General features: G+C 37.2%; 23 protein-coding genes. 10 read left to right on the forward strand and 13 right to left on the reverse strand.

Annotation, left to right across the window (positions count from 1 at the left end):
* From GQR56_RS06790 to lpxC, 4 genes are all read left to right on the forward strand, one after another.
* Positions 1-780: a cell division protein FtsQ/DivIB gene (locus GQR56_RS06790; RefSeq protein ID WP_024612671.1), complete on the forward strand. Its 780-nt coding sequence runs from the start codon at positions 1-3 to the stop codon at positions 778-780.
* Positions 777-2,009, forward strand: coding sequence for a cell division protein FtsA (gene ftsA, locus GQR56_RS06795; protein WP_024612672.1), 1,233 nt, complete (start codon positions 777-779; stop codon positions 2,007-2,009). The genes GQR56_RS06790 and ftsA overlap by 4 nt, the downstream gene beginning before the upstream one ends.
* A 21-nt stretch (positions 2,010-2,030) precedes the next feature.
* Positions 2,031-3,278: a cell division protein FtsZ gene (gene ftsZ / locus GQR56_RS06800; RefSeq protein ID WP_166109690.1), complete on the forward strand. Its 1,248-nt coding sequence runs from the start codon at positions 2,031-2,033 to the stop codon at positions 3,276-3,278.
* Positions 3,279-3,382: 104 nt separating this feature from the next.
* Entirely contained in the window at positions 3,383-4,294 is a 912-nt protein-coding gene (gene lpxC / locus GQR56_RS06805; RefSeq protein WP_024612673.1) for a UDP-3-O-acyl-N-acetylglucosamine deacetylase, read from the forward strand.
* Between the two features lie 127 nt (positions 4,295-4,421).
* Here lpxC and yjjG read toward each other — a convergent pair whose 3' ends face one another.
* The 3 genes from yjjG to GQR56_RS06820 all read right to left on the reverse strand — a co-directional run bounded on the left by yjjG (position 4,422) and on the right by GQR56_RS06820 (position 6,633).
* Positions 4,422-5,096 carry a pyrimidine 5'-nucleotidase gene (gene yjjG, locus GQR56_RS06810; protein ID WP_024612674.1) on the reverse strand — a complete coding sequence of 225 codons (675 nt, stop codon included), beginning with the start codon at positions 5,094-5,096 and terminating at the stop codon, positions 4,422-4,424.
* A 13-nt stretch (positions 5,097-5,109) separates the two neighbouring features.
* Positions 5,110-5,655 carry an inosine/xanthosine triphosphatase gene (gene yjjX, locus GQR56_RS06815; protein WP_166109693.1) on the reverse strand — a complete coding sequence of 182 codons (546 nt, stop codon included), beginning with the start codon at positions 5,653-5,655 and terminating at the stop codon, positions 5,110-5,112.
* A 78-nt stretch (positions 5,656-5,733) separates the two neighbouring features.
* A complete protein-coding gene (locus GQR56_RS06820; protein WP_166109696.1) occupies positions 5,734-6,633 on the reverse strand; it encodes a phosphoribulokinase in 900 nt (299 codons plus the stop codon).
* Between the two features lie 116 nt (positions 6,634-6,749).
* Here GQR56_RS06820 and GQR56_RS06825 point away from each other — a divergent pair, with 116 nt between their 5' ends.
* Complete coding sequence (locus GQR56_RS06825) at positions 6,750-7,625, forward strand: hypothetical protein (protein ID WP_166109699.1); 876 nt, start codon at positions 6,750-6,752, stop codon at positions 7,623-7,625.
* 105 nt (positions 7,626-7,730) lie between these two features.
* Positions 7,731-8,096, forward strand: a complete 366-nt coding sequence (locus GQR56_RS06830) for a hypothetical protein (RefSeq protein ID WP_007579906.1) — start codon at positions 7,731-7,733, stop codon at positions 8,094-8,096.
* An 81-nt stretch (positions 8,097-8,177) separates the two neighbouring features.
* Here the strand turns inward: GQR56_RS06830 and GQR56_RS06835 are convergent, their stop codons facing one another.
* The 6 genes from GQR56_RS06835 to GQR56_RS06860 form a co-directional block, all read right to left on the reverse strand.
* Positions 8,178-10,751, reverse strand: a complete 2,574-nt coding sequence (locus GQR56_RS06835; RefSeq protein WP_166109702.1) for a M1 family metallopeptidase — start codon at positions 10,749-10,751, stop codon at positions 8,178-8,180.
* A gap of 127 nt (positions 10,752-10,878) precedes the next feature.
* Positions 10,879-11,559, reverse strand: coding sequence for a hypothetical protein (locus GQR56_RS06840; RefSeq protein ID WP_166109705.1), 681 nt, complete (start codon positions 11,557-11,559; stop codon positions 10,879-10,881).
* 170 nt (positions 11,560-11,729) lie between these two features.
* Positions 11,730-12,080, reverse strand: coding sequence for a DUF2750 domain-containing protein (locus GQR56_RS06845; RefSeq protein WP_024612680.1), 351 nt, complete (start codon positions 12,078-12,080; stop codon positions 11,730-11,732).
* Between the two features lie 17 nt (positions 12,081-12,097).
* Positions 12,098-12,676, reverse strand: coding sequence for a glutathione S-transferase family protein (locus GQR56_RS06850; protein ID WP_024612681.1), 579 nt, complete (start codon positions 12,674-12,676; stop codon positions 12,098-12,100).
* A 62-nt stretch (positions 12,677-12,738) separates the two neighbouring features.
* On the reverse strand, positions 12,739-13,020 hold the full coding sequence (locus tag GQR56_RS06855) for a peptidylprolyl isomerase (protein ID WP_024612682.1): 282 nt from the start codon (positions 13,018-13,020) through the stop codon (positions 12,739-12,741).
* 83 nt (positions 13,021-13,103) lie between these two features.
* Positions 13,104-13,679, reverse strand: a complete 576-nt coding sequence (locus tag GQR56_RS06860; RefSeq protein ID WP_166109708.1) for a glutathione peroxidase — start codon at positions 13,677-13,679, stop codon at positions 13,104-13,106.
* Positions 13,680-13,761: 82 nt separating this feature from the next.
* Here GQR56_RS06860 and GQR56_RS06865 point away from each other — a divergent pair, with 82 nt between their 5' ends.
* From GQR56_RS06865 to GQR56_RS06875, 3 genes are all read left to right on the forward strand, one after another.
* On the forward strand, positions 13,762-14,250 hold the full coding sequence (locus tag GQR56_RS06865) for a GNAT family N-acetyltransferase (RefSeq protein ID WP_024612684.1): 489 nt from the start codon (positions 13,762-13,764) through the stop codon (positions 14,248-14,250).
* A 119-nt stretch (positions 14,251-14,369) separates the two neighbouring features.
* The gene (locus GQR56_RS06870; protein WP_166109711.1) at positions 14,370-16,364 is read left to right on the forward strand and encodes an ATP-binding protein; all 1,995 of its coding nucleotides are present in this window, start codon (positions 14,370-14,372) and stop codon (positions 16,362-16,364) included.
* Between the two features lie 50 nt (positions 16,365-16,414).
* The gene (locus tag GQR56_RS06875) at positions 16,415-17,542 is read left to right on the forward strand and encodes a response regulator (RefSeq protein ID WP_166109713.1); all 1,128 of its coding nucleotides are present in this window, start codon (positions 16,415-16,417) and stop codon (positions 17,540-17,542) included.
* 47 nt (positions 17,543-17,589) lie between these two features.
* Here the strand turns inward: GQR56_RS06875 and queG are convergent, their stop codons facing one another.
* From queG to GQR56_RS06895, 4 genes are all read right to left on the reverse strand, one after another.
* Positions 17,590-18,723 carry a tRNA epoxyqueuosine(34) reductase QueG gene (gene queG, locus GQR56_RS06880; RefSeq protein WP_166109715.1) on the reverse strand — a complete coding sequence of 378 codons (1,134 nt, stop codon included), beginning with the start codon at positions 18,721-18,723 and terminating at the stop codon, positions 17,590-17,592.
* Positions 18,724-18,789: 66 nt separating this feature from the next.
* Entirely contained in the window at positions 18,790-20,007 is a 1,218-nt protein-coding gene (locus GQR56_RS06885; protein ID WP_166109717.1) for a methyl-accepting chemotaxis protein, read from the reverse strand.
* 49 nt (positions 20,008-20,056) lie between these two features.
* Entirely contained in the window at positions 20,057-20,761 is a 705-nt protein-coding gene (locus GQR56_RS06890; protein ID WP_166109719.1) for a glycerophosphodiester phosphodiesterase family protein, read from the reverse strand.
* A complete protein-coding gene (locus GQR56_RS06895) occupies positions 20,758-21,624 on the reverse strand; it encodes a DMT family transporter (protein ID WP_166109721.1) in 867 nt (288 codons plus the stop codon). The genes GQR56_RS06890 and GQR56_RS06895 overlap by 4 nt, the downstream gene beginning before the upstream one ends.
* Before the next feature lie 318 nt (positions 21,625-21,942).
* Here GQR56_RS06895 and GQR56_RS06900 point away from each other — a divergent pair, with 318 nt between their 5' ends.
* Positions 21,943-23,031 carry a sensor histidine kinase gene (locus tag GQR56_RS06900; protein WP_166109723.1) on the forward strand — a complete coding sequence of 363 codons (1,089 nt, stop codon included), beginning with the start codon at positions 21,943-21,945 and terminating at the stop codon, positions 23,029-23,031.
* Positions 23,032-23,034 lie beyond the last annotated feature (3 nt).

A 23,034-nucleotide genomic window follows, 5' to 3' on the forward strand; every position in this document is an offset into this window, starting at 1 on the left:
ATGCATCCCCTTTTAGAAAAAGCGCTACAAATCAAACAGCAACTAAATTGGTCGCTGATTTTTGGGGTCAGTTTTTTTCTGGTTGTCGTTATTAGTTTGGTACAAATAACCACGGGTGTGTCTGATTGGTTAGTAGAAAATAAAGATGCCCAAATAAAGCATTTAACGGTGCAAGGAAACCCAAAGTACACAGATGAAACTGCAATAATAAAAGCTATAAAAAAAGCAGACTTAAGTAGTTTTTTTGAATTAGACGTAAAGCACGTGCAGCAACTTGTACAAGATTTACCTTGGGTTGCTACGGTTTCGGTACGTAAACAGTGGCCCGATACAATACAAGTATATGTGGTTGAACATGAAGTAGTTGCGCATTGGAATAGTGATTTATTGCTTAATCAAAGTGGTGAAGCTTTTCAAGCGAGTAGCGATAAGTTGAGTGATGATTTACCTCAGTTATTTGGACCTGAAGGCAGCGAAGAAGAAGCATGGGTTGCCTTTAAACAGTTTGATGAAATGCTTAAGGTAAACTCTTTAAAATTAAAGAGTTTAGCGTTATCAGAGCGTTTCTCGTGGCAGTTGTGGTTAGATAGCGGAGTGCGTTTAAATTTAGGGCGCAAAGATAAAGCCAAGCGTGTACAACGTTTTATAGACGTTTACCCACGAATGGAACAACGTGCAGATGCACAAGTAGATACAATCGATTTACGGTATGATACCGGCCTTGCAGTGAGCTTTAAGCCAGTGCAAGAAGAACAATTACAAAATAAGAGTAAGGCATGACTAAGTCAGCAGAAAGAAACCTCGTGATTGGATTAGACGTTGGTACCTCGAAAGTGGTTGCCACGGTAGGTGAAATCACCGCAGATAACAAGCTCAGCATTGTTGGTGTGGGTAGCCAAGTATCCCATGGTATGGATAAAGGTGGCGTTAACGATTTAAACTTAGTGTCGGAATCTATTCGCCGAGCAATAGACGAAGCCGAATTAATGGCTGACTGTCGTATTAGCTCTGTGTACCTTGGTATTTCTGGCAAGCATATACAATGTCAAAACGAAAGTGGTGTGGTGGCAATTAACAACACTGAAGTAACTGACGAAGACATTGAAAATGTGATTCATATTGCGCGCTCTGTGCCTATTTCGGCTGAGCGAAAAATGCTGCATGCATTACCACAAGAATACAGCATTGATATGCAAGAAGGGATTAAAAACCCACTAGGCATGAGCGGTGTTCGAATGGAAGCACGTGCACACATTATTACGTGTTCAAACGATATGGCTAAAAATATCGAAAAATGCGTAGAGCGTTGTGGCTTAGAAGTAGACCAGCTTATTTTTACTGCGTTAGCTTCATGTTATTCAGTGCTTACTGCAGATGAAAAAGAATTAGGTGTAGCGGTACTTGATATTGGTGGCGGTACAATGGATATCACCATTTATATTAATGGTGCACTTCGTCACTCAGCTGTAATACCTGTAGCGGGCAATCAAGTTACTGGTGATATTGCAAAAATATTTCGTACACCTATATCACATGCAGAGTCACTCAAAGTACAATACGCATGTGCTAGTAGCCAAATGGCCAGTAGTGAAGACACAATTGAAGTGCCAAGTGTAGGCGGACGTCCAGCACGACTTATGTCTCGTCACACATTATCAGAGGTTGTAGAGCCTCGCTTTAGAGAATTATTTGAACTAGCGATGGAAGAAATTCGTCGTTCAGGTTTAGAGGATCAAATTGCAGCAGGTCTCGTTATTACTGGCGGGACAGCTAAAATGACTGGTGCGATGGAAGTGGCTGAAGACATTTTCCAAATGCCAGTAAGAATAGGTAAACCAATCGGGATAGTTGGTTTAACGGACTACGTAGATGATCCCTCGTACGCAACCGTTGTTGGTTTGTTACAATACGGGCGTACTATGCGAACGATGAATGCACAAAAATCGAAAGCAGAGGACAACAATAATTGGTGGAACCGCATTACTAAATGGTTTCAAGGCGAGTTTTAGTACTCAAGTCGGAGAGTAAACATGTTTGATATAATGGAACAACACAGCGAAGAAGCTGTAATCAAAGTAATTGGTGTGGGCGGCGGTGGCGGTAATGCTGTTGAGCACATGGTAAAACAACAGATTGAAGGCGTACGTTTTATTGCTGCAAATACGGATGCGCAAGCATTACGTAATTCATCTGCAGATATTACAGTACAACTAGGTACGCAAATAACCTCTGGGTTAGGTGCGGGCGCAAATCCTGATGTAGGTCGTCAATCGGCTGAAGAAGATGCAGATACTATTCGTGCAAGCCTTGAAGGCGCCGATATGGTATTTATTGCGGCCGGTATGGGTGGCGGTACAGGTACTGGTGCAGCACCTGTAGTTGCAAAAATTGCTAAAGAGCTTGGTATTTTAACTGTAGCTGTAGTAACACGTCCTTTTGATTTTGAAGGTAAGAAGCGTGCAGCAGCAGCTGAACAAGGCATTAATGAGTTGTCAGAAATTGTAGACTCTCTTATTACAATTCCGAACAATAAACTGCTTAAAGTTTTAGGAAAAGGGACTACACTTCTAGATGCCTTCGCTAAAGCAAATGACGTATTATTTGGTGCGGTTCAAGGTATTGCAGAATTAATTACACGTTCTGGTTTAATTAACGTGGATTTCGCCGACGTAAGAACTGTAATGTCAGCGATGGGTACTGCAATGATGGGGACGGCGTCTGCGTCTGGTCCTGATCGTGCACAAGAAGCTGCTGAAGCGGCTATCTCAAGCCCACTACTAGAAGACGTTGATTTAACAGGTGCTAAAGGTATCTTAGTTAATATCACCGCTGGTATGGATATTGCGATTGAAGAATTTGAAATTGTCGGTAACCACGTTAAAGCGTTAGCATCAGAAAACGCAACAGTAGTTGTTGGTGCAGTAATTGACCCAGAAATGACAGATGAACTACGTGTAACTGTTGTTGCAACTGGTTTAGGCGGCGATCGTCGTCCACAGTTTGGTATTGTTGATAACGGCTTTAAAAAAGCATCAGGTTCTGATGTCGATAGCTCATCAAACCAAACAAGTAGCATGTACGTACCAAGCTTTGCAAGTCAAGGTACAAGTTCTGAAGAAAGTACTACTAATGCGCAAACGCAAAGCAAAGAGAAAGTTGCTTCATCTAGCTCAAGTAGTAATACAGGTTCTTCAGCACAAAATAGCAAAAAAGCGGATAAATCAGAAGGCGGTGATTATTTTGATATTCCAGCTTTTTTACGTAAACAGGCTGATTAATAAAAATAGCACTTTTGTTTGTAATTTGAACAAACATTGGAAATTAAGCTTATTTATGTTAATATCTGCCGTCTAACTGTAACTAATTTTAAGTGAGCGAACCTATGATTAAACAGCGTACGATTGCCGAAGTAGTCAAAGCCATAGGAATTGGACTTCATAAAGGTGAGAAGGTCACAATAACTCTCCGACCTGCGAGCGCAAATACTGGGATTGTATTTCGTCGTGTCGACCTTGATCCGGTTGTTGATTTTGAAACAACACCTGAAGCCGTTGGTGATACGCAGTTGTGTACCTGTTTAATTAACAAAGATGGTGTTCGCTTATCGACTACTGAGCATCTTATTGCCGCTGTTGCTGCAATGGGAATTGATAATCTAATTGTAGAATTAGATAGCTCAGAAGTACCAATAATGGATGGTAGTGCATTACCATTTATTTACTTGTTACAAAAAGGCGGTATTGAAGAGCAAAACGCTGCCAAGCGCTTTTTACGTATTAAAGAAAAAGTACGCATTGAAGAAGGTGATAAATGGGCTGAAGTTGAACCATATGATGGTTTTCATATTGACTTTGAAATTGCCTTTGATCACCCAGCTATCAACGAAAGCCGTCAACGTGTTGCTTTAGATATTACAACACGTAGCTTTACAGAAGAAATTAGCCGTGCGCGTACTTTTGGTTTTATGAAAGATATTGAATATATGCATGCAAATAACCTAGCTTTAGGTGGCAGCATGGATAGCGCAGTAGTGCTAGACGAGTTTAAAGTTTTAAACCCGAACGGTTTACGCTACAGCGATGAGTTCGTTAAGCACAAGATACTAGACTGTGTTGGTGACATGTTTATGACAGGTCACAACCTTTTAGGTAAAGTAACTGCGTTTAAATCAGGTCATGATTTAAATAACAAATTACTTCGTAAAATTATGGCTACAGAGTCAGCATGGGAGTGGGCTACATTCGAAACGCCTGTGACGATGCCTGCACCCGGCCTTGAACTAGCGCCAGCCTAATTTACTACCTGTACTTAATAAATACAGAGCTCACAAACAGTTATAAAAAAGACGCTAATTAGCGTCTTTTTTTTGCCTTAAATTTAATAATTTATAACATTATTCGTTTTTATATTTCATTTCAAAATTACAGTTCTAAAATAGCCTGTAACTGATTTAAATTAGTGACTGAATATGTAGGCTTTATTCCTTCAGGTAATTGCTCACCAGGATGTTGTAACCAGCAGGTATCAATACCGGCATTGTTGCCGCCAAGTATGTCACTTGCTGCTGTATCGCCCACCATTAATATTTGGCTTTTATCTGGGTTGCCCATTAATTCAAATGCATGTTCAAAAATAGCTTTATTAGGTTTTGCTATACCTACTAGTTCAGATATTACTAACCATTCAAACATATCTTTTAAGCCTGTGTGCTCAAGGCGTACGGTTTGTAAACGAGCAAAACCATTAGTGATAATACCCAGCTTAGCATTCGGCTTAAGCTTATTTAAAAGCTCAATAGCACCTGGTAATGGCTCACAAATTTGCGCCATTGCATCTAAAAATGCATCATTTAGCTCTTTTGCTGGCACACTTAGTTTTGCAGCCCATTCGTTAAAGCGAGTTACTTGTAAGTAATCAGCAGTTATAGAGCCGTTTTGATAATCCACCCATAGTTGCTTATTAGTTTTTTGATAATGAATGTAATCGTCTTGGCTAAAATTTACATCGTAGGCTTTAAACATACGAGTCATGCCCGCTAGAATATCAAACTTAAATAAGGTTTCGTCTGCATCAAACAATACATAGCTGTATTTCATTAAACTTCCTAAATTAATTTGTTTGGCTGTAAAGCTCAGAATGTAAAAAAGGTGCCATTGCTAAAGTCAGCGCTTGAGTGTAAGTACTTTCACGCGTGGCATGATGATTGGTGAGTAGACCTATTGCGCCACCTTGTTGCTTAATATTGGTGGTATTAAATGCTTTATCCATTACATCACCAAGTTCTTCACCTTTAAGTAATGCGTTATAAAGTACTTGGGGTAGGGGAAGGTTACTACTGCGTCCTACAACTTGATTTAAGCCATTATCAATTACTACATAAGCAAACGTTGCGGGTCCATAGCTAAATTGCTCTGCACCGCCTTCCATTGCCACATAGTAGTGAGCCTGATGGTCAGTTTTGCAGTAATTTACACGGTTTTGAGCGCCGATTCGGGTTTCGTCTTCACCAATAGGTTGATCAGGTACATTAGAAGGAGCGTTAACACCTTCGCAATCAATAATGTGTTCTGGAAAATACACAGTAAAAATATGTTTGGCTGCATTTATTTTTACAGGATTTTTAGAACCGACAATAATTTTTAATTGTTGCGACATACTGCTCTCACTTTAAGCAAAATCAGCAGTGTACGTGAGTTAGCTTTAACAAAAAAGAGCAATACGACTAACTTAATATTAAATCGGTAAATCCAGAGGAGCTAGGTTTTCTAATGCGCGTTTCTTTAAAATAATATCTTTAATAAGTGGTGTAAGTACAAGTTCCATAGCTAAACCCATTTTACCACCAGGCACTACAAGTGTATTAATACGTGACATAAAGCTGCCTTCAATCATGCGTAAATAATAAGGAAAATCAACATCCTCAATCCCTCTAAAACGAATAACTACAAAGCTTTCATCTAGCGATGGAATATCTTTCGCGCTAAATGGGTTTGATGTATCAACTGTTGGTACTCGCTGAAAATTAATATGGGTACGAGAAAACTGAGGGGTTATATGATTAATATAATCATCCATACTGCGTACAATAGAGCCCATAACCGCTTCGCGAGAATGCCCTCGCTCCGAAGTATCGCGTATTAACTTTTGAATCCATTCAAGGTTAATAATAGGCACCATGCCTATTAGTAAATCGACATGCTTAGCCACGTCTACATCTTGATCGACTACACCACCGTGTAGTCCTTCATAAAATAAAATATCAGTACTGTGATCAAGCTCTTGCCAAGGAGTAAATGTGCCTGGCAGTTGATTGTAAGGAACAGCTTCATCGAACGTATGTAAATAACGGCGCAGCTTACCTTGCCCTGTATCACTGTAATGACCAAAGAGGGTTTCTAAAGCGCTAAAGTCATTGGCTTCTCGACCAAAGTAGCTAATATGCTTACCTTCTTGTTGAGCTTCTCGTACTTTTTTATCCATTTCAGGGCGAGTGTAACGGTGAAAGCTATCCCCTTCGATAAAAGCCGCTTTAATATTTAGGCTACGAAAAATATGTTTAATTGCATTGGTCGTGGTAGTTGTACCCGCACCAGAGGAACCCGTTATTGCAATGATAGGATTTTTAGCTGACATGTTATTTCTCTTTTTTAGGACCAAGTTAGTTATAAAGAGCTTACTGACTCAGGTCAAGTGACGTCATCAGCAAATAACGTTATCATGAGGTGCTTAAAATTAAAACGAGAGAAAGCATGAAACTTATTAAACCACTAATTGGCTTCTTTTCATTAAGTGCTTTAACCTTAGGTGTAGCACAGGCTAGCATGCCAAAAAGCCAAATATTACTTGCAGATTTAAACACCCCTTATGGGTTACAAGTAAGCATAGTAAGCGACAAAAACAGTTATAATAATCAACCTAATTTAATTGATAATGGCGTGTACTTTACGCATGAAGTAATTACTAATGGGCAAAGTCAAACCGATATCGTCTATTACGATTTAACAACAAAGCAAATTACCAACATAACAAACTCGCCTGTAAGCGAATATTCGCCAACCATTATGCCAAATAAAAATAACTTATCAGCTATTGTTGTAGAAGCTGACGGTAAGCAAAAACTGTGGCAATACCCTCTTAAAAGCGAAAATGCACCAAGTCGAATTTTTGATTGGATTGAACCTGTTGGATATCATGCATGGGGTGTTCAAAATGATTTAGTGATGTTCATTTTAGGCAAGCCCCATACACTTCAATATACTTCTGTTGAAGAAGCTAAGGGACAAGTAGCTGCGAGTAATATTGGACGGACGCTTATTTATAACAAGTCGACGGCTACATTTTTATTTAGTTATACCAAGAACGAGCAACATATTTTAGCTAGTTTTAATCCACAAGATAAGCAAGTTGAAGATTTACTAAGATTACCGGCTCAAGTTCAAGATTTTATTTTAAAAGATGATACGACTATTGCCTACGCCATTAAAAATCGTGTTTATCAGCGTAAGCTCGATGGAAGTGACGAAGTATCGCAATGGCTTAATTTAAGTACTTACTGCGAAACAAACATTACAAGAATCAGCTACAACAATGAAAAGCTCGCTTTTGTGTGTGATGTAATTAAGTAAAACAGCATAAATAAATACAGACTTCATACAAATTGCATTAAATTAATGCTCTAACAATACGTATACGTTAAGGTAATGCGTAAATTTAACTAATAGGGATTACACGTGGCTTATAGTGCAGACGAGCTAACAGAACAGCTCATTAAATTACAGTGCAGAAGTAATTTTAAGATTAAAAACATTGCAGAGTACATGTTAGTAAATTCTAAAGAAGCTTTTTATACCCACAGCGAAAGCGGCAAGGGTAAAATAGTAATTCGCCCCGCATTTGAAGTGTTTAGTGATGATTTTAGTGATATTGATGGCGTAACTCGTGCGCAAGGCTACTTTCATAGCAGCGAGATGACACGCTTTCCTACACGTATTTTTAAAAGTGCTCAGCCTATTCACTACGGTGTTGCATTTAAAATAAATTCTGAGCAAGCGGCAAAAGACTTTATTGCTAAGCTAACGATGATTATTGGCAACTAATAAAGCTAAATATAAACGTAAAAAGCCGCTGAATTTATATTCAGCGGCTTTTGTATTTTTATAGCTTAATAAGCCTAAGAGTTACTTACTTTTTAAGAAGCTATTAACCGATTCAAGTTCGCGTGTTTTAAGCGCAATACAATCGTTTGTGCTTTCTTCAAGCTTACTCAATGTACGTGCGTAGCCAGCTACATCAACTACCTTTTTGTTAAAAAAGGTAGTTGTTTTAGCTAAGCTTTCTGCATCACAGCTTGCAGTTGTAAAGTACGGTAAGTTAGGTATAAAGAACGGCGGTAAACTTGCTGTTACTTTATCGTAGTTACTGTAAACCCAATCAATAAATAATGCTTGGCGCTCATCTGTGTAACTTTGACCCGATAAAATAGTACGCATGTCAGATGCTGTTACTTCATCCGTTAAGCTGTAAGCTAATACCGCTTTTTGTAATTCAGGTTTACCAAAAAAGCCCATTGCAGCAAGCATGTTAGTACGTACTTGTGGATCTTTAGTCGTTTTAAACGTTGTCATGAATTGATCAAGCAGTGCTTTGTCACCATGAAAAGCAGCAAGAGTTAAGTACGTGCCCGCCAAGTAAGGGTCTACTTTTTGTGGGTCATTTAAATAAACTTGTGTTTGCTCTTTCGCTTTACTGATTACGTTTTTATCTTCACCATCAAAACCTAAACGCGATACAACTGCAGCACGAAGCTGTGCAATAGCACCGTCTTCTCCTGCTTTAGCTTCAAGACCATATTTTTTAGCCGCAGGCGTTACTGCACCACGAATAAATTCAGGCCATAGGTCTTTATTACTATCGTCTTTAAAAGTGCGTTGTTGCGATACTAAGTAACCTAGTGCCGTATTTGCTACGCGAGGATGGCTGTCACTTACGAACACTTCAAGAGTTTGCATTAATTTAGCAGCAGATATAACACCAGCATCAAGTAGTGCATCAGTAGCCGATAATAATGCTAAGCGTTCACGGTCACTAAGTACGCTCGGCGCCTTTTTAATAAGCGCGCTAAACTGTGCATCATCCATTACCCAACGGTAGTAGCCTAGAGCACCTTGGTCTGGATAAATCCACTCTGGTTCAAAGTCTAAATCTAGCGTTTGGCTTTGCTTATTAAGTAATACGTTTGCAGTTTTTACTTTATCGCCAGCGCCATATTTAATTGCAACTGGTACATTCCATAATTGCTCTGGTGCATCAACACCTGCATTTACAAAACGACTTTGTGAAATAGTTACTTTGCTACCGTGCTGAGTTACTTTAACTAGCGGGAAAGAAGACTGTTCAATAAACGATTTTAAAACACTTGCTACATCTTTGTTTGATGCTTTACCAAGTGCTTCCCATAAATCAGCTGCTTCAGCATTTTTATATGAAAACTCTTTTAAGTAGCTTTGAATACCTTTTTGGAATGCATCTTCGCCAATCCAATTTTCGACCATAGCAAGTACTGAGCTACCTTTACTGTAAGCAAGACCTAAACCATCCATAATATCGGCTTCGGTTTTAATTGGCTTACGAATAGGCTTAGTACTTAAACGTGCATCAAGTGCCATTACGTTATTTTGTGGCAAGTCTAAGTGCGATTCAAACTCAGGGTTAAGCTGCTTAGTAATTTTTGCAGCCATCCAGCTAGCAAACGCTTCGTTTAACCATAAGTCGTTCCACCATTTCATGGTTACTAAGTTACCGTACCATTGGTGAGCAAGTTCGTGAGCAATAATCGATACATTACGTTGTTTTTTACTGCGTGTTGCAGCCGCTAAATCAACTAATAAAATATCTTCTCTGTAGGTTACTAAACCTGAGTTTTCCATTGCGCCAAATGGAAATTCTGGTACAGCTACAGAATCTAATTTTTTGTAAACGTAAGGAATACCAAAGTACGCTTCAAGTGCGCCCAGTACTTTTGGCATGTTTTCTTTTGCGTATTCAGCTAAGTGAATTTTACCCTGAGGGGTAATAACACGACCAGGAATTGGCATACCTTTAATATCTAATTCTTCAAACGGGCCAACAGCCATCGCTACTAGGTATGAAGGGATTGGCGGTGTTTTATCAAAAAAGTGTGTTGTCATATCGCCATTAACTGTTGTTTTTAGCTCGGGCGTATTTGAATATACTTTTTGTGATGTAGGCGCAGTAATCGTTAACTGAAATGGAATTTTGTAACTAGGCTCGTCAAAAACAGGAAACGCACGACGTGCATCACTCATTTCAAACTGAGTAAATAAGTAAGGTGTGCCTTGATCTAACGTTTTGTATAAACCAACACTTTGACGATTATATGGCGCTGAAAAATCAACTTTAAGGATGTATTTACCTGGTTGAATTTGCTCATCACAGCTAAATTTAACTTTACCTGTTTTAAGCATTTCGTTGTTTAAATCACAGTTTTCTTCGCCTAGCAGTTGCGCCATTTTAACTGCGTAAGCCACGCCATTTAATTCAATATATTTTGTTGGCTTAAGTACCTCTAGGGAAATTTCAGTCATCCCTGTAAACGTATCTTGGCTCGGGTCGAGTGTTAACGACACTTTTTGTGAGTTTGGTTTTGCGAGTTTTTCAATAACGAATTCGTTAGCGTTTGCAGTATTCATTGCAAAAGCAACGCTTACTGTTAAGAGGCTTTTAAGAAACATAGTGATCCCTAGATTATTGTTGTTAGAAACTTCCCAAATAGATTGGGTACAGCTTATCGTACCAGCTTTTTTAAATGGAGTAATTGATTATGCCCGTGGCTTCAAGGGTAAATGGTAACAAAGTTTGTCAGTTGCTTTCGCGTGCTATAAAACGCTGCCAGCTTAACTGAGAATTTATAATACGTATTTGCTGAATAACGGTATTTAGCAAAGTGATATCGTTAAACGTATCGTGTTGATACTCGTTAAAGCCCATTAAGTAATTAAATGCGCCTTTAGAGTTTGCCTGTAAAGCATAAATACGAACTTGTTGTTCAAAATTAAGGCGTAAGCTACTAATGGCCGTTTTCATTCCGAGCTGATCTATATTAGGAATGGCGCATTTTTGTAAATAACCAGCACGCTCACCTTCACCTGAAAACCAAATCCGAACTTTTTCACTATATCTACCTGTTTTAGCAGGTAAATCGAACATCAAGCGATGATGGTTTTGTGATTTGACCAAATTTATATAGTCGTTAAATCCGGCATTAATGAGTGCTTTATGGACAGGTACAAGTCGAGATTTTATTTTTCCATGGGTATGGAAATTAAAACATAAGGTATTTTGCTCAAGAGACAGGTCATCTAGTGTTAAGCAGCCAATTTCATCGCTGTAAGCACCACTATAATAAGCAATTAAAGGCAGCCAAAAATGCCAATGCTTTGCTTGTTCACGCGCAAGCTTAAAATCACCGTATATATATCCATTATAAAGAGTATGCAGCTCCATGGCTGAAAAAGGGCGGCGACCAAGATGGGTTTTCAACGCAATACCTTGAAAATAATGACATGTTCTATTTTATACTTAAACTGCTTAAATATGCGAGTTTGGATTTGAATAACTTAAAATATTTATATAGATTAAAATATGCAGCTTAAACAAAAACACCCTGCACATTAAAATATGCAGGGTGTTTTTATAGTCATGTAGCTAAATTATTCGCTTAAAGCGCGAGCCAAACCTACAGGTTCAATTTCTACACATACTTGGTCGTCATTCCAGTTAATGCCTACTAATGCACTATCTTCGTTTAAGTCTTCAACCCAAGTATCTAAAAATTCATCAAGGTTAATTTCTACAGGACTGTATTCTTTCCATTCATCTTTACATTGGGCTTTAGCGGCTTCTTCACTTTCCCAAAGTAGTAATACGTCAGTCTCATCAAATTGATTTGAATCGCACACTACAAAGCCATTATCGTCTGCACCTAGTGCCCAAATTACTTCGCTAATACGTACTTTTTCAACAAAGTTGACTAGTTGTGATTCAATTTCGATATCGCTCATGTATTTACCTTTTTAAATTAGTGACGAGGATTAGTGTCTATTGCTGCTTGGCGTTTGCTGTATTGCTGATGAAAAGCAACAAGCGCTGAGTGCTGACTGAAATCAGTCAACTCACGAAAGCAAATCCAATCAAGCAGGCAGTATAAACTGATGTTGAGGCATTCACAGCTTTTAAATTCATCATCAGTTAAATGGGTATTTAAATAGCTTAATGTTTGTGCAATACGTTCGTTTTGTAAATTAAAAAATAATTTATCACTTTGCGTATCAAAACCAGAGCGCTTACATAAAACCATTTCAACTAGAGAGTCATTACAGGCATTGATAATTGTAAGTAGGTTTTCTTGCGCCCAAGTTAATTTTTCTTGAGCTGTTTTTTCAAGTAAATAACGCAATATTGAATTTGAATCACCGAGTGTTAAATCACCATCAATAAGGATAGGGATTTTACGAGCTGGGTTTTTACTTATCATTGTAGGGCGATCTTGCTCTGAGAAAATATCTAAAGTGACAAGCTCTAGATCGCAGTTGTTTTCAAGCGCCCATATTCTAATTCTACGAGCATAAGGTGAGGCTACAGTGCTAATTAGTTGCATAATTACTCCATAAAAAAGCCGCATAAGCGGCTTTATTTAAAAACGTGCGGTTTCAGACTAATTTATTCTGAACGGCTGGTAACTTCAAGTAAATGATAACCAAATTGTGTTTGCACTGGACCCTGTACTTCATTAATAGGCGCAGAAAATACTACTTTATCAAACTCAGGTACCATCATACCAGGACCAAACTCACCAAGGGCTCCGCCATCTTGACCAGAAGGACAGTTAGAATGTACTTTTGCTAGGTCAGCAAAAGCTTCACCTTGTTCAATCTTTGCTTTTAAGTCTAAACATTGTGCTTCACTATCTACTAATATGTGTCGTGCGCTTGCCACTGTCATAAATTCTCCGCTTGTATTTGATGTTTTTTTAAACTAATGAAATATCATTCTAGTTAGTTTCAACTAATTGTACCAGTATAAACCTATTTATCAGAAAGCGCATTTTCAATTGCAGCAATCATCTCATCTGATTCTGGCGATACTTTACTGTTAAAGCGTAAAATAGTTTTACGGTCTTTTGACACTAAATATTTATAAAAATTCCAATTAGGAGCACTTGTTTGTTCGTTTAAATGCTTAAAAATTGGATTTGCATTGTTTCCGCGTATTTCGCTGGTGGCAAACATAGGAAATGTTACGCCATAATTAATAAAGCAAACTTTAGCAGTCGCTTTCTCATCATTTTCTTCTTGAAAAAAATCATCAGAAGGAAAACCCAATATCACTAAACCTTGTTCTTTATAGCGCTTATAGATGGTTTCTAAGCCTTTAAACTGCGGTGTATAACCACAATTACTTGCTGTATTTACAATAAGTAGAGGTTTATTTTTAAACTGACACAGGTTTATTGATTCTTTAGATCGTAGTTTACGAATATCTACATTCGTAAAGTCTTGGCAAGTTTGTTCTAATTTATTATTACTAGCTAAGTTTTCCTGAGCTTGTAAAGAGGCATTAAAAAGTAAAACGCTTAACCCTAAAACAATTATTTTTAGCATGGCTACTACCTAAAATTTACGATTGTTTGAACTGATGATCATACGCTAATATGGGGTAAACTGATCAATCACGAAACTTCTTATGACAACTCGTTTAGCAAATATTAATGACTTAAGTGACATTGTAGCAATTTATAATGAAACCATTGCCGGTAGAATGGTAACCGCTGATACCGAAGAGGTAAGCGTTGAGGAAAAACGCGATTGGTTTAATGGTCATACAAAAGAGCGACCTATTTATGTTTACTGCGAAAATAAGCAAATACTTGCATGGTTAAGTTATAAGTCATTTTATGGACGACCTGCTTACGATGGTACTGTAGAAATGAGTATATACATCACCTCAAAAGCACAAGGTAAAGGGCTTGGTAAAAAATTAATGGAGTTTGCACAAACTCAAGCTAAGCAATTAAATATAAAAGTATTACTCGGTTTTATTTTTAGCCATAACCTACCAAGTGTAAAATTATTTAAGCATTTTAACTTTGATGTATGGGGTGAATTACCTAACGTTGCCATTATGGATAACAAACCATACAGCCTCACTATTTTTGGAAAACATCTAGAATAAAGACAGTATTCATTTTAGGTAATATTTTCTTACAAAATAAGTGCAAGAACATATGCTAACTAAACAATAATAGACTACGCTATTAACATATTAAGTTAATTAATTTTAAGTGTAGCTTGATGATTCGAAAAATATTAATTGTAGATAGCAGTAGCATAATAGCTATGCGAGTAAAGGTACTATTAGAGTTAATGGGATGTGAGGTCGAATTAATTCATTTCTCTATGCTTGATATGTACACAAATGTGAGTTGTTACGACTTAGTTGTGGTTGCGCATGGTGTTTCGGTTTCTGCTATTAAAGCTTTAGTTGAAAAAGTGCCACAAGATCGATTTATGTTATTGGCACCTAAAGCCGAAAGTGGTGAACAACTCAATGCATTTAGTGAGCTTAATCATGTTGCACCTAATGCAACGGTGGTTTACCCGTTTTTTTCTAATAAAGAAATCACCTCTTTACTAGAAAGCCTACTAGAACTTGGCTTTGATCATATTCTTCAGTTGCCAACTATTTTATTAGTTGATCATATACCTGAACGTCTCGAAAAAATGAAAAGCAATTTAGTGGGCGCACACATAAAAACCCACACCGCAACAAACTTAACTGAAGCACTAAACATCTCAAAAAATAATAAAATAGACATACTCATTAGTGACTTTAGTTTAGATAACGGTACAGGGTTAGATATTTTCTCTGATTTAAAACGATTGCAGGCTGATTGCCGATGTTTGTTATTTACATCCCGTCCAGATCAAGTTTCGATGATAGAAGCAATTCGTAAAGGCGTAGAAGATGTATTAGTAAAACCGCTTAACGATAACGTCCTATTGCAATCGGTTCATAAGTTATGGCAAACCGAATTACTAAAAAGGCACAATGCTGAACTTGTTGAAAGACTACAAGATACTGTTGATGCACTCATTGAAAAAGACAGTTTATTACAAGTAATCTATAAACATACGCCAGATCCAATAATGTTATTTGAAAAAAATGGCAAAGTAATTGAAGCAAATGATGCTTGCTTAAAGTTGTTTAATTTAACGTTTAGCGAGCTCGAACACAGGTCAGTTTTTAACTTTTTAGATGCAGATTCGATTACAGGTATAAAAGATAAAATATTAACATTAAACAGTAATCGCCAATTTAGTTGCGACTTACGCCTATCAAAGGCGGCGGGCGGGTACGTGCCGCTTGTAGGTTCATTTAATGAAATAGATCATCATGGTGAAATAGCACTCGCTGTAATCTTTAAAAATGTGACTCATTTAAAACAAAAAGAAGAGCTACTACTTGAGGCTAAAGATGTTTTAGAGGAACAAGTTAGAGCACGAACTTCACAGCTCGAACACGCCAAAAATGTTGCAGAAGCTGCAAACCTTAGTAAATCAGAATTTTTAGCAAATATGTCGCATGAACTACGTACTCCAATGCATTCAATATTAAGTTTTGCGCGCTTTGGACTTAGTAAATTAGAAGCCGGCGACTTTGCCAAAGAAAAGCTTTTAAAGTACCTATCTCGTATTGAATGCAGTGGTGAGCGATTACTTTCATTACTTAATAATCTACTCGATTTGTCTAAGCTTGATGTGGGGAAATTTCCTTTTAATCCTCAGCCTTACAACTTAGCTAATATTATTAAAACAAGCATAGACGATGTCGCTGGAACAGCGATGGAAAAAGAGATTGAAATTGTATTCACCCCGCAGCCAACTCCTATTATTGCACAATGTGACGAAGAGCAAATAAATCAGTTATTGCGTAATGTATTAGGTAACGCATTAAAATTTAGCGAACCCAAAAGTAAAATATTGATTAGTTTAGAGTCGGACGATGACTTTGCTACATTAGAAGTAATAGATACAGGTATAGGTATACCAGAAGATGAGCTAGAGCATATTTTTACCAAGTTTGTGCAAAGTAGTAAAACAAACAGTGGTGCAGGTGGCACTGGCTTAGGACTTGCCTTGTGCAGAGAATTTGTTTCTTTGCATCAAGGTAATATTACTGCATTAAATAATGAAAAGGGCGGTGCTACTATATGCATACAAATACCGCTAAAAATAAATTTAGATGAACATCTAACCGACGAAAAACTAGCAGAACAAGCGAGTTAAAAATTGGTTAGTGAGCAGAATAACCTTATTAGGAATTTGGATTATAAATTATGACGTTAACTAAAATTCTTGCTGTTGATGACGAGCCCTTTAATCTTGAAATAATTGAAGAGATTTTAGAGGATCTTGATTTTGAATTAAAAGTGGCGATGAGTGGTCCAGAATGCTTGGGGATGGTTGAAGATTTTATGCCGCAAGTAATCTTACTTGATGTAAGTATGCCGCAAATGAATGGCTACGAAGTGTGTAAAAGTCTTAAATCGAACCCAAATACAGCACACATTATTGTAATGTTTGTGTCGGCTCGAGGTACAGTGGAAGAGCGCATGGAAGGTTACTCAGTAGGTGCTGAGGACTACATTGTAAAACCATTTGGTCATGATGAACTTAAATCAAAGCTGAAAAACTTAAATCACGTATTAGTAGAAAAACAGAGTCTTGAAAAACAAGTTGAAGATGCAACATCAACCGCATTTAATGCAATGGCTAATAGCAGTGAAATGGGGAAAATAGTCAACTATGTCGAAAACATAGGGCTTATAAATAATTTTAAAAGCTTAGGCAAAGCACTGGTAGATTGTTTGCAGTCTTTTGATTTGAAAAGTAATGTAGAGTTTAGACATAACGATGAGAATGAGCATTTTGCATTAAATGGTGTTTGCTCACCTATTGTTATAGAACTGTTTGAAATGCTTAAAAACAAAGGTCGATTACATGAATTTTCACATCGGATTTTAGTTAACTACGAACTAATTAGTTTATTAATATTAAATATGCCTGACCACGATCCAGACAAGCACGGACGAATTAGAGACCACGTATGCTTTATTGTGAGTGTTACTGAGCAGCAACTACGTGCCATTATGACAAAGCAAATGCTTGAGTCACAACAAAAACAACTTAATTCTATTGCAAGTACAGTGCACAGTAAGTTTCACAGCTTAATTAGTCTGTTAAACGATAACCGCCAAAATAACGAAAAAGTATTTAAACAGCTTCAAGAAGAGCTTGAAGAACGAATACCTTCTATGGGATTAGATGAAGATCAAGAGATATTTATCTACAAAAAAGTGGATGAAACCATCCAAAAATCAGTGGCTCGGGAGGAGTCTGTTCAGCAAGTAAAAGCAGCTTTTGCTGAAATAGAACAAGATTTATCGTTACTTTTAAAAAGCTAAATAAATTTAATTAAATAATGTTACTTCAAAGGCTTACACCAATCGCATTATGCGTCTCTGGGTAAGCCTTTTTCTACAATTCTAATTAACCTTGCTGTTTTACGAAGTTTAACTCGTTGCTTATCGTTTTGCTGTACGAGTGCCCAATTAATATGCTCTAAAACAAGATCGCTACAAATTAAGCTTTTCTCTTCAAGCGCAAATATAATTGCAGGGCTAAATTGTGCATTACCCAATCCTACAGCTAAGTTACGTAACCAGCGTTCGTGACCAATACGGCGAATAGGGCTGCCTTCGGTGTTTTTTAAAAATGTAGGTTCATCCCAAGCAAATAGCTCAAGTAAGTCTTTATCTTTTAATTGTGTGCGAGGGTGGAAGTCATTCTCGTCTGTAATTTGCCCATAACGATTCCAAGGGCACACTAACTGGCAATCATCACAGCCATAAACTCTATTCCCTAATAAGGTTCTATATTGCTCAGGAATTGGCCCTTGGTGTTCTATTGTTAAATACGATATGCATTTACGGGCATCAACAACATAAGGCTCTACAATTGCACCTGTTGGGCACAGAGTTATACAAGCAACGCATTTACCGCAGCCTTCAAAGGTGTTTTCTGCATCAATTGGTAGTGGTAAATCAACGAATAGTTCGCCTAAAAAAAACCATGACCCAGCTTCTTGGTTAATTAATAAAGAATGCTTACCACGCCAACCTAAACCTGCTTTTTCAGCTAATTGACGCTCAAGTACTGGCGCTGAATCTACAAAGGGTCTAAAGCCATATTCGCCAATTTCTTGTTCTATTTTTTGACCGAGTTTTTTTAATCGATTACGCATTAATTTATGGTAATCACGACCCAATGCATAACGGCTTATATACGCTTTTTCTTTATTTTTGAGTGTTTTTGCAAAGCCAGCATCGGGAGGAAGGTAGTTCATTTTTACAGATACGACACGTTGTGTACCTGGTACTAATTCAGCTGGGCGAGCCCGTTTCATACCATGCGCTGCCATATAATCCATTGAGCCATGAAAGCCCGCATCAAGCCAGCGTTGAAGTTGAGCTTCATGATTACTTAAATCAATATCAGTAATACCCACTTCGTTAAAGCCAAGCTCCTGCCCCCAGGTTTTTATTTGTAGGGCTAGTTTTTCATAGTCTGGGATTGGGTTGCTCACACGCTTTACACACTTAAATTAATAGCTGCGTAATTTACCATATTTACCAATAGGGTAAAACGCTTGTTAAAGCACAAAGCGTTTTAACTGTTGTTGAGTTTGTAAGCTTAACAACTGGGATTGCTCACTGTCGGCTAAGGCAGTGTCTATTAGTTGTTTAGCGTGTTCACCTAGCGCTACAATTTGCTCAACAGAGTGATGAGTTTGGTTTTGTGTTTGTTCTAGCAAATGAACTGCACTGGCTATTTGCTGCAATTGTTGTTGGTTATGCTCAAACTCATTAAGCATTTTACTAAACCCGTCGGAGGTTGTGCTAATTGAGCTTTGCGCATTGTTGGAGTGGGTAATTAATTGCTCTGACTCTTTATTTGTTTCGTTTACCAACTCATTCATTTGGACAATAAAGTCACTAATTTGTCTGGTTGCCCCACTTACCTTTATAGATAGTGTGCGCACTTCATCAGCAACTACAGCAAAGCCTCGACCGGCTTCTCCGGCTCTTGCTGCTTCTATTGCAGCGTTGAGCGCTAATAAATTGGTTTGATCTGAAAACTCTTCAACCATTTTTAAAATACTGCGGATATTTTCGCTGTTTTCTTTTAAACCTGCGACCGTATTTGAAAAACTCCCCAGCATATTAGTAATTAATTTAACTTGTTCAACAAGTGTTGAGAGTTCTTTAGCTGAGAGTTTTACAAACTCTAAATGTTCATTATTAATGCTGTGTACGCTATCAGTATTACCTACAATATTTTGTAAACTCTGAGTGATTTGCATGCTTGAATTAATAATACTGCTGCTTAAGTTTATTTGTTGCTCGCTTGAATGCTGTGTATTTTTCATTGATTCAGCAACTGCTTTATTACTATCTGCACTTTCTTTAGCGCTACTATATGTTGTGTTTAGTAACTCGCCTAAGTGAGCGGTAAAAGTATTGTATTGTGAGCTTAAATCTCTAAACTCATCATATGAAAAGTGAGGTAATTTAGCGGCTAAATTACCATCTTGTTGATTTATTTTTATCAGCGTGTCGCGCATGGCACTAACGGGTCGCACAATTAAAAAGCGCATATAAAAAAGGGTAAATGCAAAGCCCATAATAATTACGAGAGTCAAAAGCCAAAACAGATTGGTATTTTGCTGCTCCTCCAGGCTTTGGTACAACCAAAATAAAGTAATAGCTTGAAACAAAAATACAAAACTTAAATTACCTACAATTTTACGCGTTAGTGTAAAAAAGAAGGTTTGCTCAATGTAATTATAAACTTTCATGCTGCCACTCATTTTGCTTAAACCTTAATTATTTGCATTGTTTAATTATCCAAAATTTAGGTTAATTATTAACTAATGATAGTAAACGTGTTTTTGTTTGCTCAGGATAATTGGTAAAAAGACCATCTATGCCATATTTAACCATTAATGCTATGTCTTGCTCTTTATCTACCGTGTAAGCATAAATTTTTAATCCGCGTTTTTTAGCGTCATCAACAAAGGCTTTATTAACAAAGTTTTTATCTACGTGCACACTGTAGGCATTTAAATCTTCAGCAAATTTTGCATAGTTGATTGGCATCGAAGACGTTAGTGCACCTATTTTTAACCATGGTAAACGCTTTTTAAGCCACTGTAGTTGATGATGATCAAACGATGATACTAAAATATTAGCACATGATATTTTTCCAGTACTTATGTTTTGCTCAAGTTGAGCCACAAATTTTTCAAGTTCAAAAGCATGTTTAAGCTCTAGGTTCAGTAGTGTTTTATCGTTATTCCAATCTATTAATTGTTGTAGCGTTGGTACTTGCTCACCATTTCCAGCATCAAGTTTAGCTATAGTTGCAGCGTTAAACTCATTTACTTTACCAGTGCCATTAGTCGTTCTATCAAGCCATGAGTCATGTATTACCATGTAATCATCAATTGCGCTTTGTATATCTACTTCAATACCATCAACGCCCACTTTTAATGCTTCTAAAATAGCGCTTTTAGTGTTTTCAGGAAAACTACCGCTGGCGCCTCTGTGTGCAAATACTTTCATTTACGTGCCTTTTGTGTGATTGACCAAGTTTCAAAGCAAGCCGCACTAACAATTAATATGCCACCTACAAGTGTCATTAGAGAGGGGCGTTCATGTATAATTATTATCGCAAGTAATGTGCCGTAAAGAGGTTGTAAACAAGCAATTAAACCAGCGGTAGCTGCCGACAAATGCTTTAAACTTGCTGCAAATAATGAATGCGGGGTTGCCGTAAAAATAACGCCTGCAATCAAAATTAAAGTAAGATCATGATTACTTACTTCATATATAGGCACTTCAATAAATGCGCATAGCATAATGCTTGCAACTAAGGTTTGATAAAACATTGTTTGCGGACCACTGTATTGGCTAAAGTAGCGCTTGTGGGTAATGTTTCTTAACGCAAAAAATAATCCCGAGAACACGCCCATTACTATTCCCATTGTTACATCGTCGCCTAAGTTTGCGCTTGGCACTAATAAATAAATACCTAATATAACAACTGCGGCACTTATTATATCTTTAGCTTTAGGTCTACTTTTATTGAAAAGCGGCTCTAAAAAAACGGTCACTACGGGGTAGCTAAAAAAGGCAAGCATACCAACTGTAATGCCCGCCATTTGCATACCCGCAAAATAAGTAACCCAATGTATACCTACAGCAATGCCTAATAATAAAACAATTAAATAATCTTTTGGTTTATTTAATTTAATCGGCTTTTTTTGTAAATACAGCATAAATAAAATAGCTATACCTGCAACCGCCGTTCTATAAACGGTAATATCTATGGCATTTAAATCAATAAGTTTGGCAAAAAGGGCGGTTCCGCCAAAAAGTAATACGGCAATGTGTAAGTAAAGTAGGCTTTGCTGCTGGGCTTGCATTTAGTTTCCTTGTTATGTTTTTTGAGCATATTAGCATTGGTTAAAAATTCTTGAGATTAATTTTTTTCATACATGACAAATGTCAGAAAAGTTGATGACATTTCACACTCATATTATTTTTAGATGCAGGCATAGTTATCGTATTCAAATGGAGGTAACTATGAATTCTTTAATTTTAATAAGTTTATCTATCTGCGAGTTTTTTGAGACACAAAGCTTTAGTATTACGTTTGGTGTTTACTTTGTGCTCTTATATATTTTTGCGTTAATTAGTAAAAATATAACTATAAATAAAAACAATATACCTAAGGGATTAATATGAGCTCACTGAGTACTTTTTCTAAGCAAAGCGATAAAGGTTTTTGGAAATATGGACATCTTATTTTTACTGGCTTTTACTTATTACCGTTAATTATTGATTTTAAAAGTTTTACGACTAATCAAATCACCATGTCTTTAGCCTTTTATATAGCTTTTATTCTTTTGTATATAAAAGCAATTAATTGCGAAAGCACAAATGTAACCAAGTTATTTGTACCATTACTCCTAATTTGTTTTAGTGCGACTTTTTTTACTTCTGGTACACCTACATTATTTGGCTTTGTAGCTTATGTGGCAGGTTACACATATAACAAAACACACAGAGTTTATGCTGCTTTAGCGATAATATTAACGGTTTTATTGAGCTCATATATTAGTGGTATGGCAAAGCTTGAGTATTTTTTATCTGTTGCTTTAATTTTATGTGCTGCGTTGTTTAGTTACGGAATTGCAGCAAAAAGAGAGCGTCAATATAAAAAACGTGAGCAAGAAAGTGCCACCCAATTAGAGCAACTAGCAGCCATTGCAGAGCGAGAGCGAATAGCCCGCGATTTGCACGATATTTTAGGTCACTCACTTTCATCAATAGCGCTTAAAGCTGAGCTTGCTAATAAATTACAAAAGGCTGAGCGGTTTGAACAAGCAGGAAGCGAAATTACTCAAGTTGCCAATTTAGCCCGTGCGCTTTTGTCTGATGTACGACATGCTGTTACTGATTTAAAACAGCAGCAATTAGCAGGGCAAGTCGAGCAATTAAAACAGCGCTTAGAAGAGCAAAATATTACAACCAATGTAGTGCTTAACTTACCAGCGCTTCCCGCAGCAATAGAGAGTGAGCTGTGCTTAATTATTAGAGAAAGCGTGACGAATATTTTACGCCACAGTAAAGCTAATAAATGCGATATAAACCTCACATCAAATAAACAAACCATAACGCTTAACTTGTTTAATAATGGCGATTGCAAAAGTATTACACCTGGCAACGGCTTAGCTGGTATTAAGCAACGTGTAGAGCAGTTAAATGGTCAAGTAGAGTTTGAAGCCAAAAATGGATTTAGACTTACCGCAAACATTCCTTTGTCATAAGTA

Origin of the sequence: Pseudoalteromonas sp. Z9A5, assembly GCF_011378875.1 — a bacterium.
GTDB lineage: Bacteria > Pseudomonadota > Gammaproteobacteria > Enterobacterales > Alteromonadaceae > Pseudoalteromonas.

Coding starts and splice junctions, on each gene's coding strand:
- ftsZ (WP_166109690.1), top strand. CDS start 2,031: ATGTTTGATATAATGGAACAACACAGCGAAGAAGCTGTAATCAAAGTA.
- lpxC (WP_024612673.1), top strand. CDS start 3,383: ATGATTAAACAGCGTACGATTGCCGAAGTAGTCAAAGCCATAGGAATT.
- GQR56_RS06850 (WP_024612681.1), bottom strand. CDS start 12,676: ATGCAACTAATTAGCACTGTAGCCTCACCTTATGCTCGTAGAATTAGA.
- GQR56_RS06825 (WP_166109699.1), top strand. CDS start 6,750: ATGAAACTTATTAAACCACTAATTGGCTTCTTTTCATTAAGTGCTTTA.
- GQR56_RS06855 (WP_024612682.1), bottom strand. CDS start 13,020: ATGACAGTGGCAAGCGCACGACACATATTAGTAGATAGTGAAGCACAA.
- yjjG (WP_024612674.1), bottom strand. CDS start 5,096: ATGAAATACAGCTATGTATTGTTTGATGCAGACGAAACCTTATTTAAG.
- GQR56_RS06875 (WP_166109713.1), top strand. CDS start 16,415: ATGACGTTAACTAAAATTCTTGCTGTTGATGACGAGCCCTTTAATCTT.
- yjjX (WP_166109693.1), bottom strand. CDS start 5,655: ATGTCGCAACAATTAAAAATTATTGTCGGTTCTAAAAATCCTGTAAAA.
- GQR56_RS06900 (WP_166109723.1), top strand. CDS start 21,943: ATGAGCTCACTGAGTACTTTTTCTAAGCAAAGCGATAAAGGTTTTTGG.
- GQR56_RS06860 (WP_166109708.1), bottom strand. CDS start 13,679: ATGCTAAAAATAATTGTTTTAGGGTTAAGCGTTTTACTTTTTAATGCC.
- GQR56_RS06845 (WP_024612680.1), bottom strand. CDS start 12,080: ATGAGCGATATCGAAATTGAATCACAACTAGTCAACTTTGTTGAAAAA.
- GQR56_RS06895 (WP_166109721.1), bottom strand. CDS start 21,624: ATGCAAGCCCAGCAGCAAAGCCTACTTTACTTACACATTGCCGTATTA.
- ftsA (WP_024612672.1), top strand. CDS start 777: ATGACTAAGTCAGCAGAAAGAAACCTCGTGATTGGATTAGACGTTGGT.
- GQR56_RS06835 (WP_166109702.1), bottom strand. CDS start 10,751: ATGTTTCTTAAAAGCCTCTTAACAGTAAGCGTTGCTTTTGCAATGAAT.
- GQR56_RS06865 (WP_024612684.1), top strand. CDS start 13,762: ATGACAACTCGTTTAGCAAATATTAATGACTTAAGTGACATTGTAGCA.
- GQR56_RS06870 (WP_166109711.1), top strand. CDS start 14,370: ATGATTCGAAAAATATTAATTGTAGATAGCAGTAGCATAATAGCTATG.
- GQR56_RS06790 (WP_024612671.1), top strand. CDS start 1: ATGCATCCCCTTTTAGAAAAAGCGCTACAAATCAAACAGCAACTAAAT.
- GQR56_RS06885 (WP_166109717.1), bottom strand. CDS start 20,007: ATGAGTGGCAGCATGAAAGTTTATAATTACATTGAGCAAACCTTCTTT.
- GQR56_RS06890 (WP_166109719.1), bottom strand. CDS start 20,761: ATGAAAGTATTTGCACACAGAGGCGCCAGCGGTAGTTTTCCTGAAAAC.
- GQR56_RS06820 (WP_166109696.1), bottom strand. CDS start 6,633: ATGTCAGCTAAAAATCCTATCATTGCAATAACGGGTTCCTCTGGTGCG.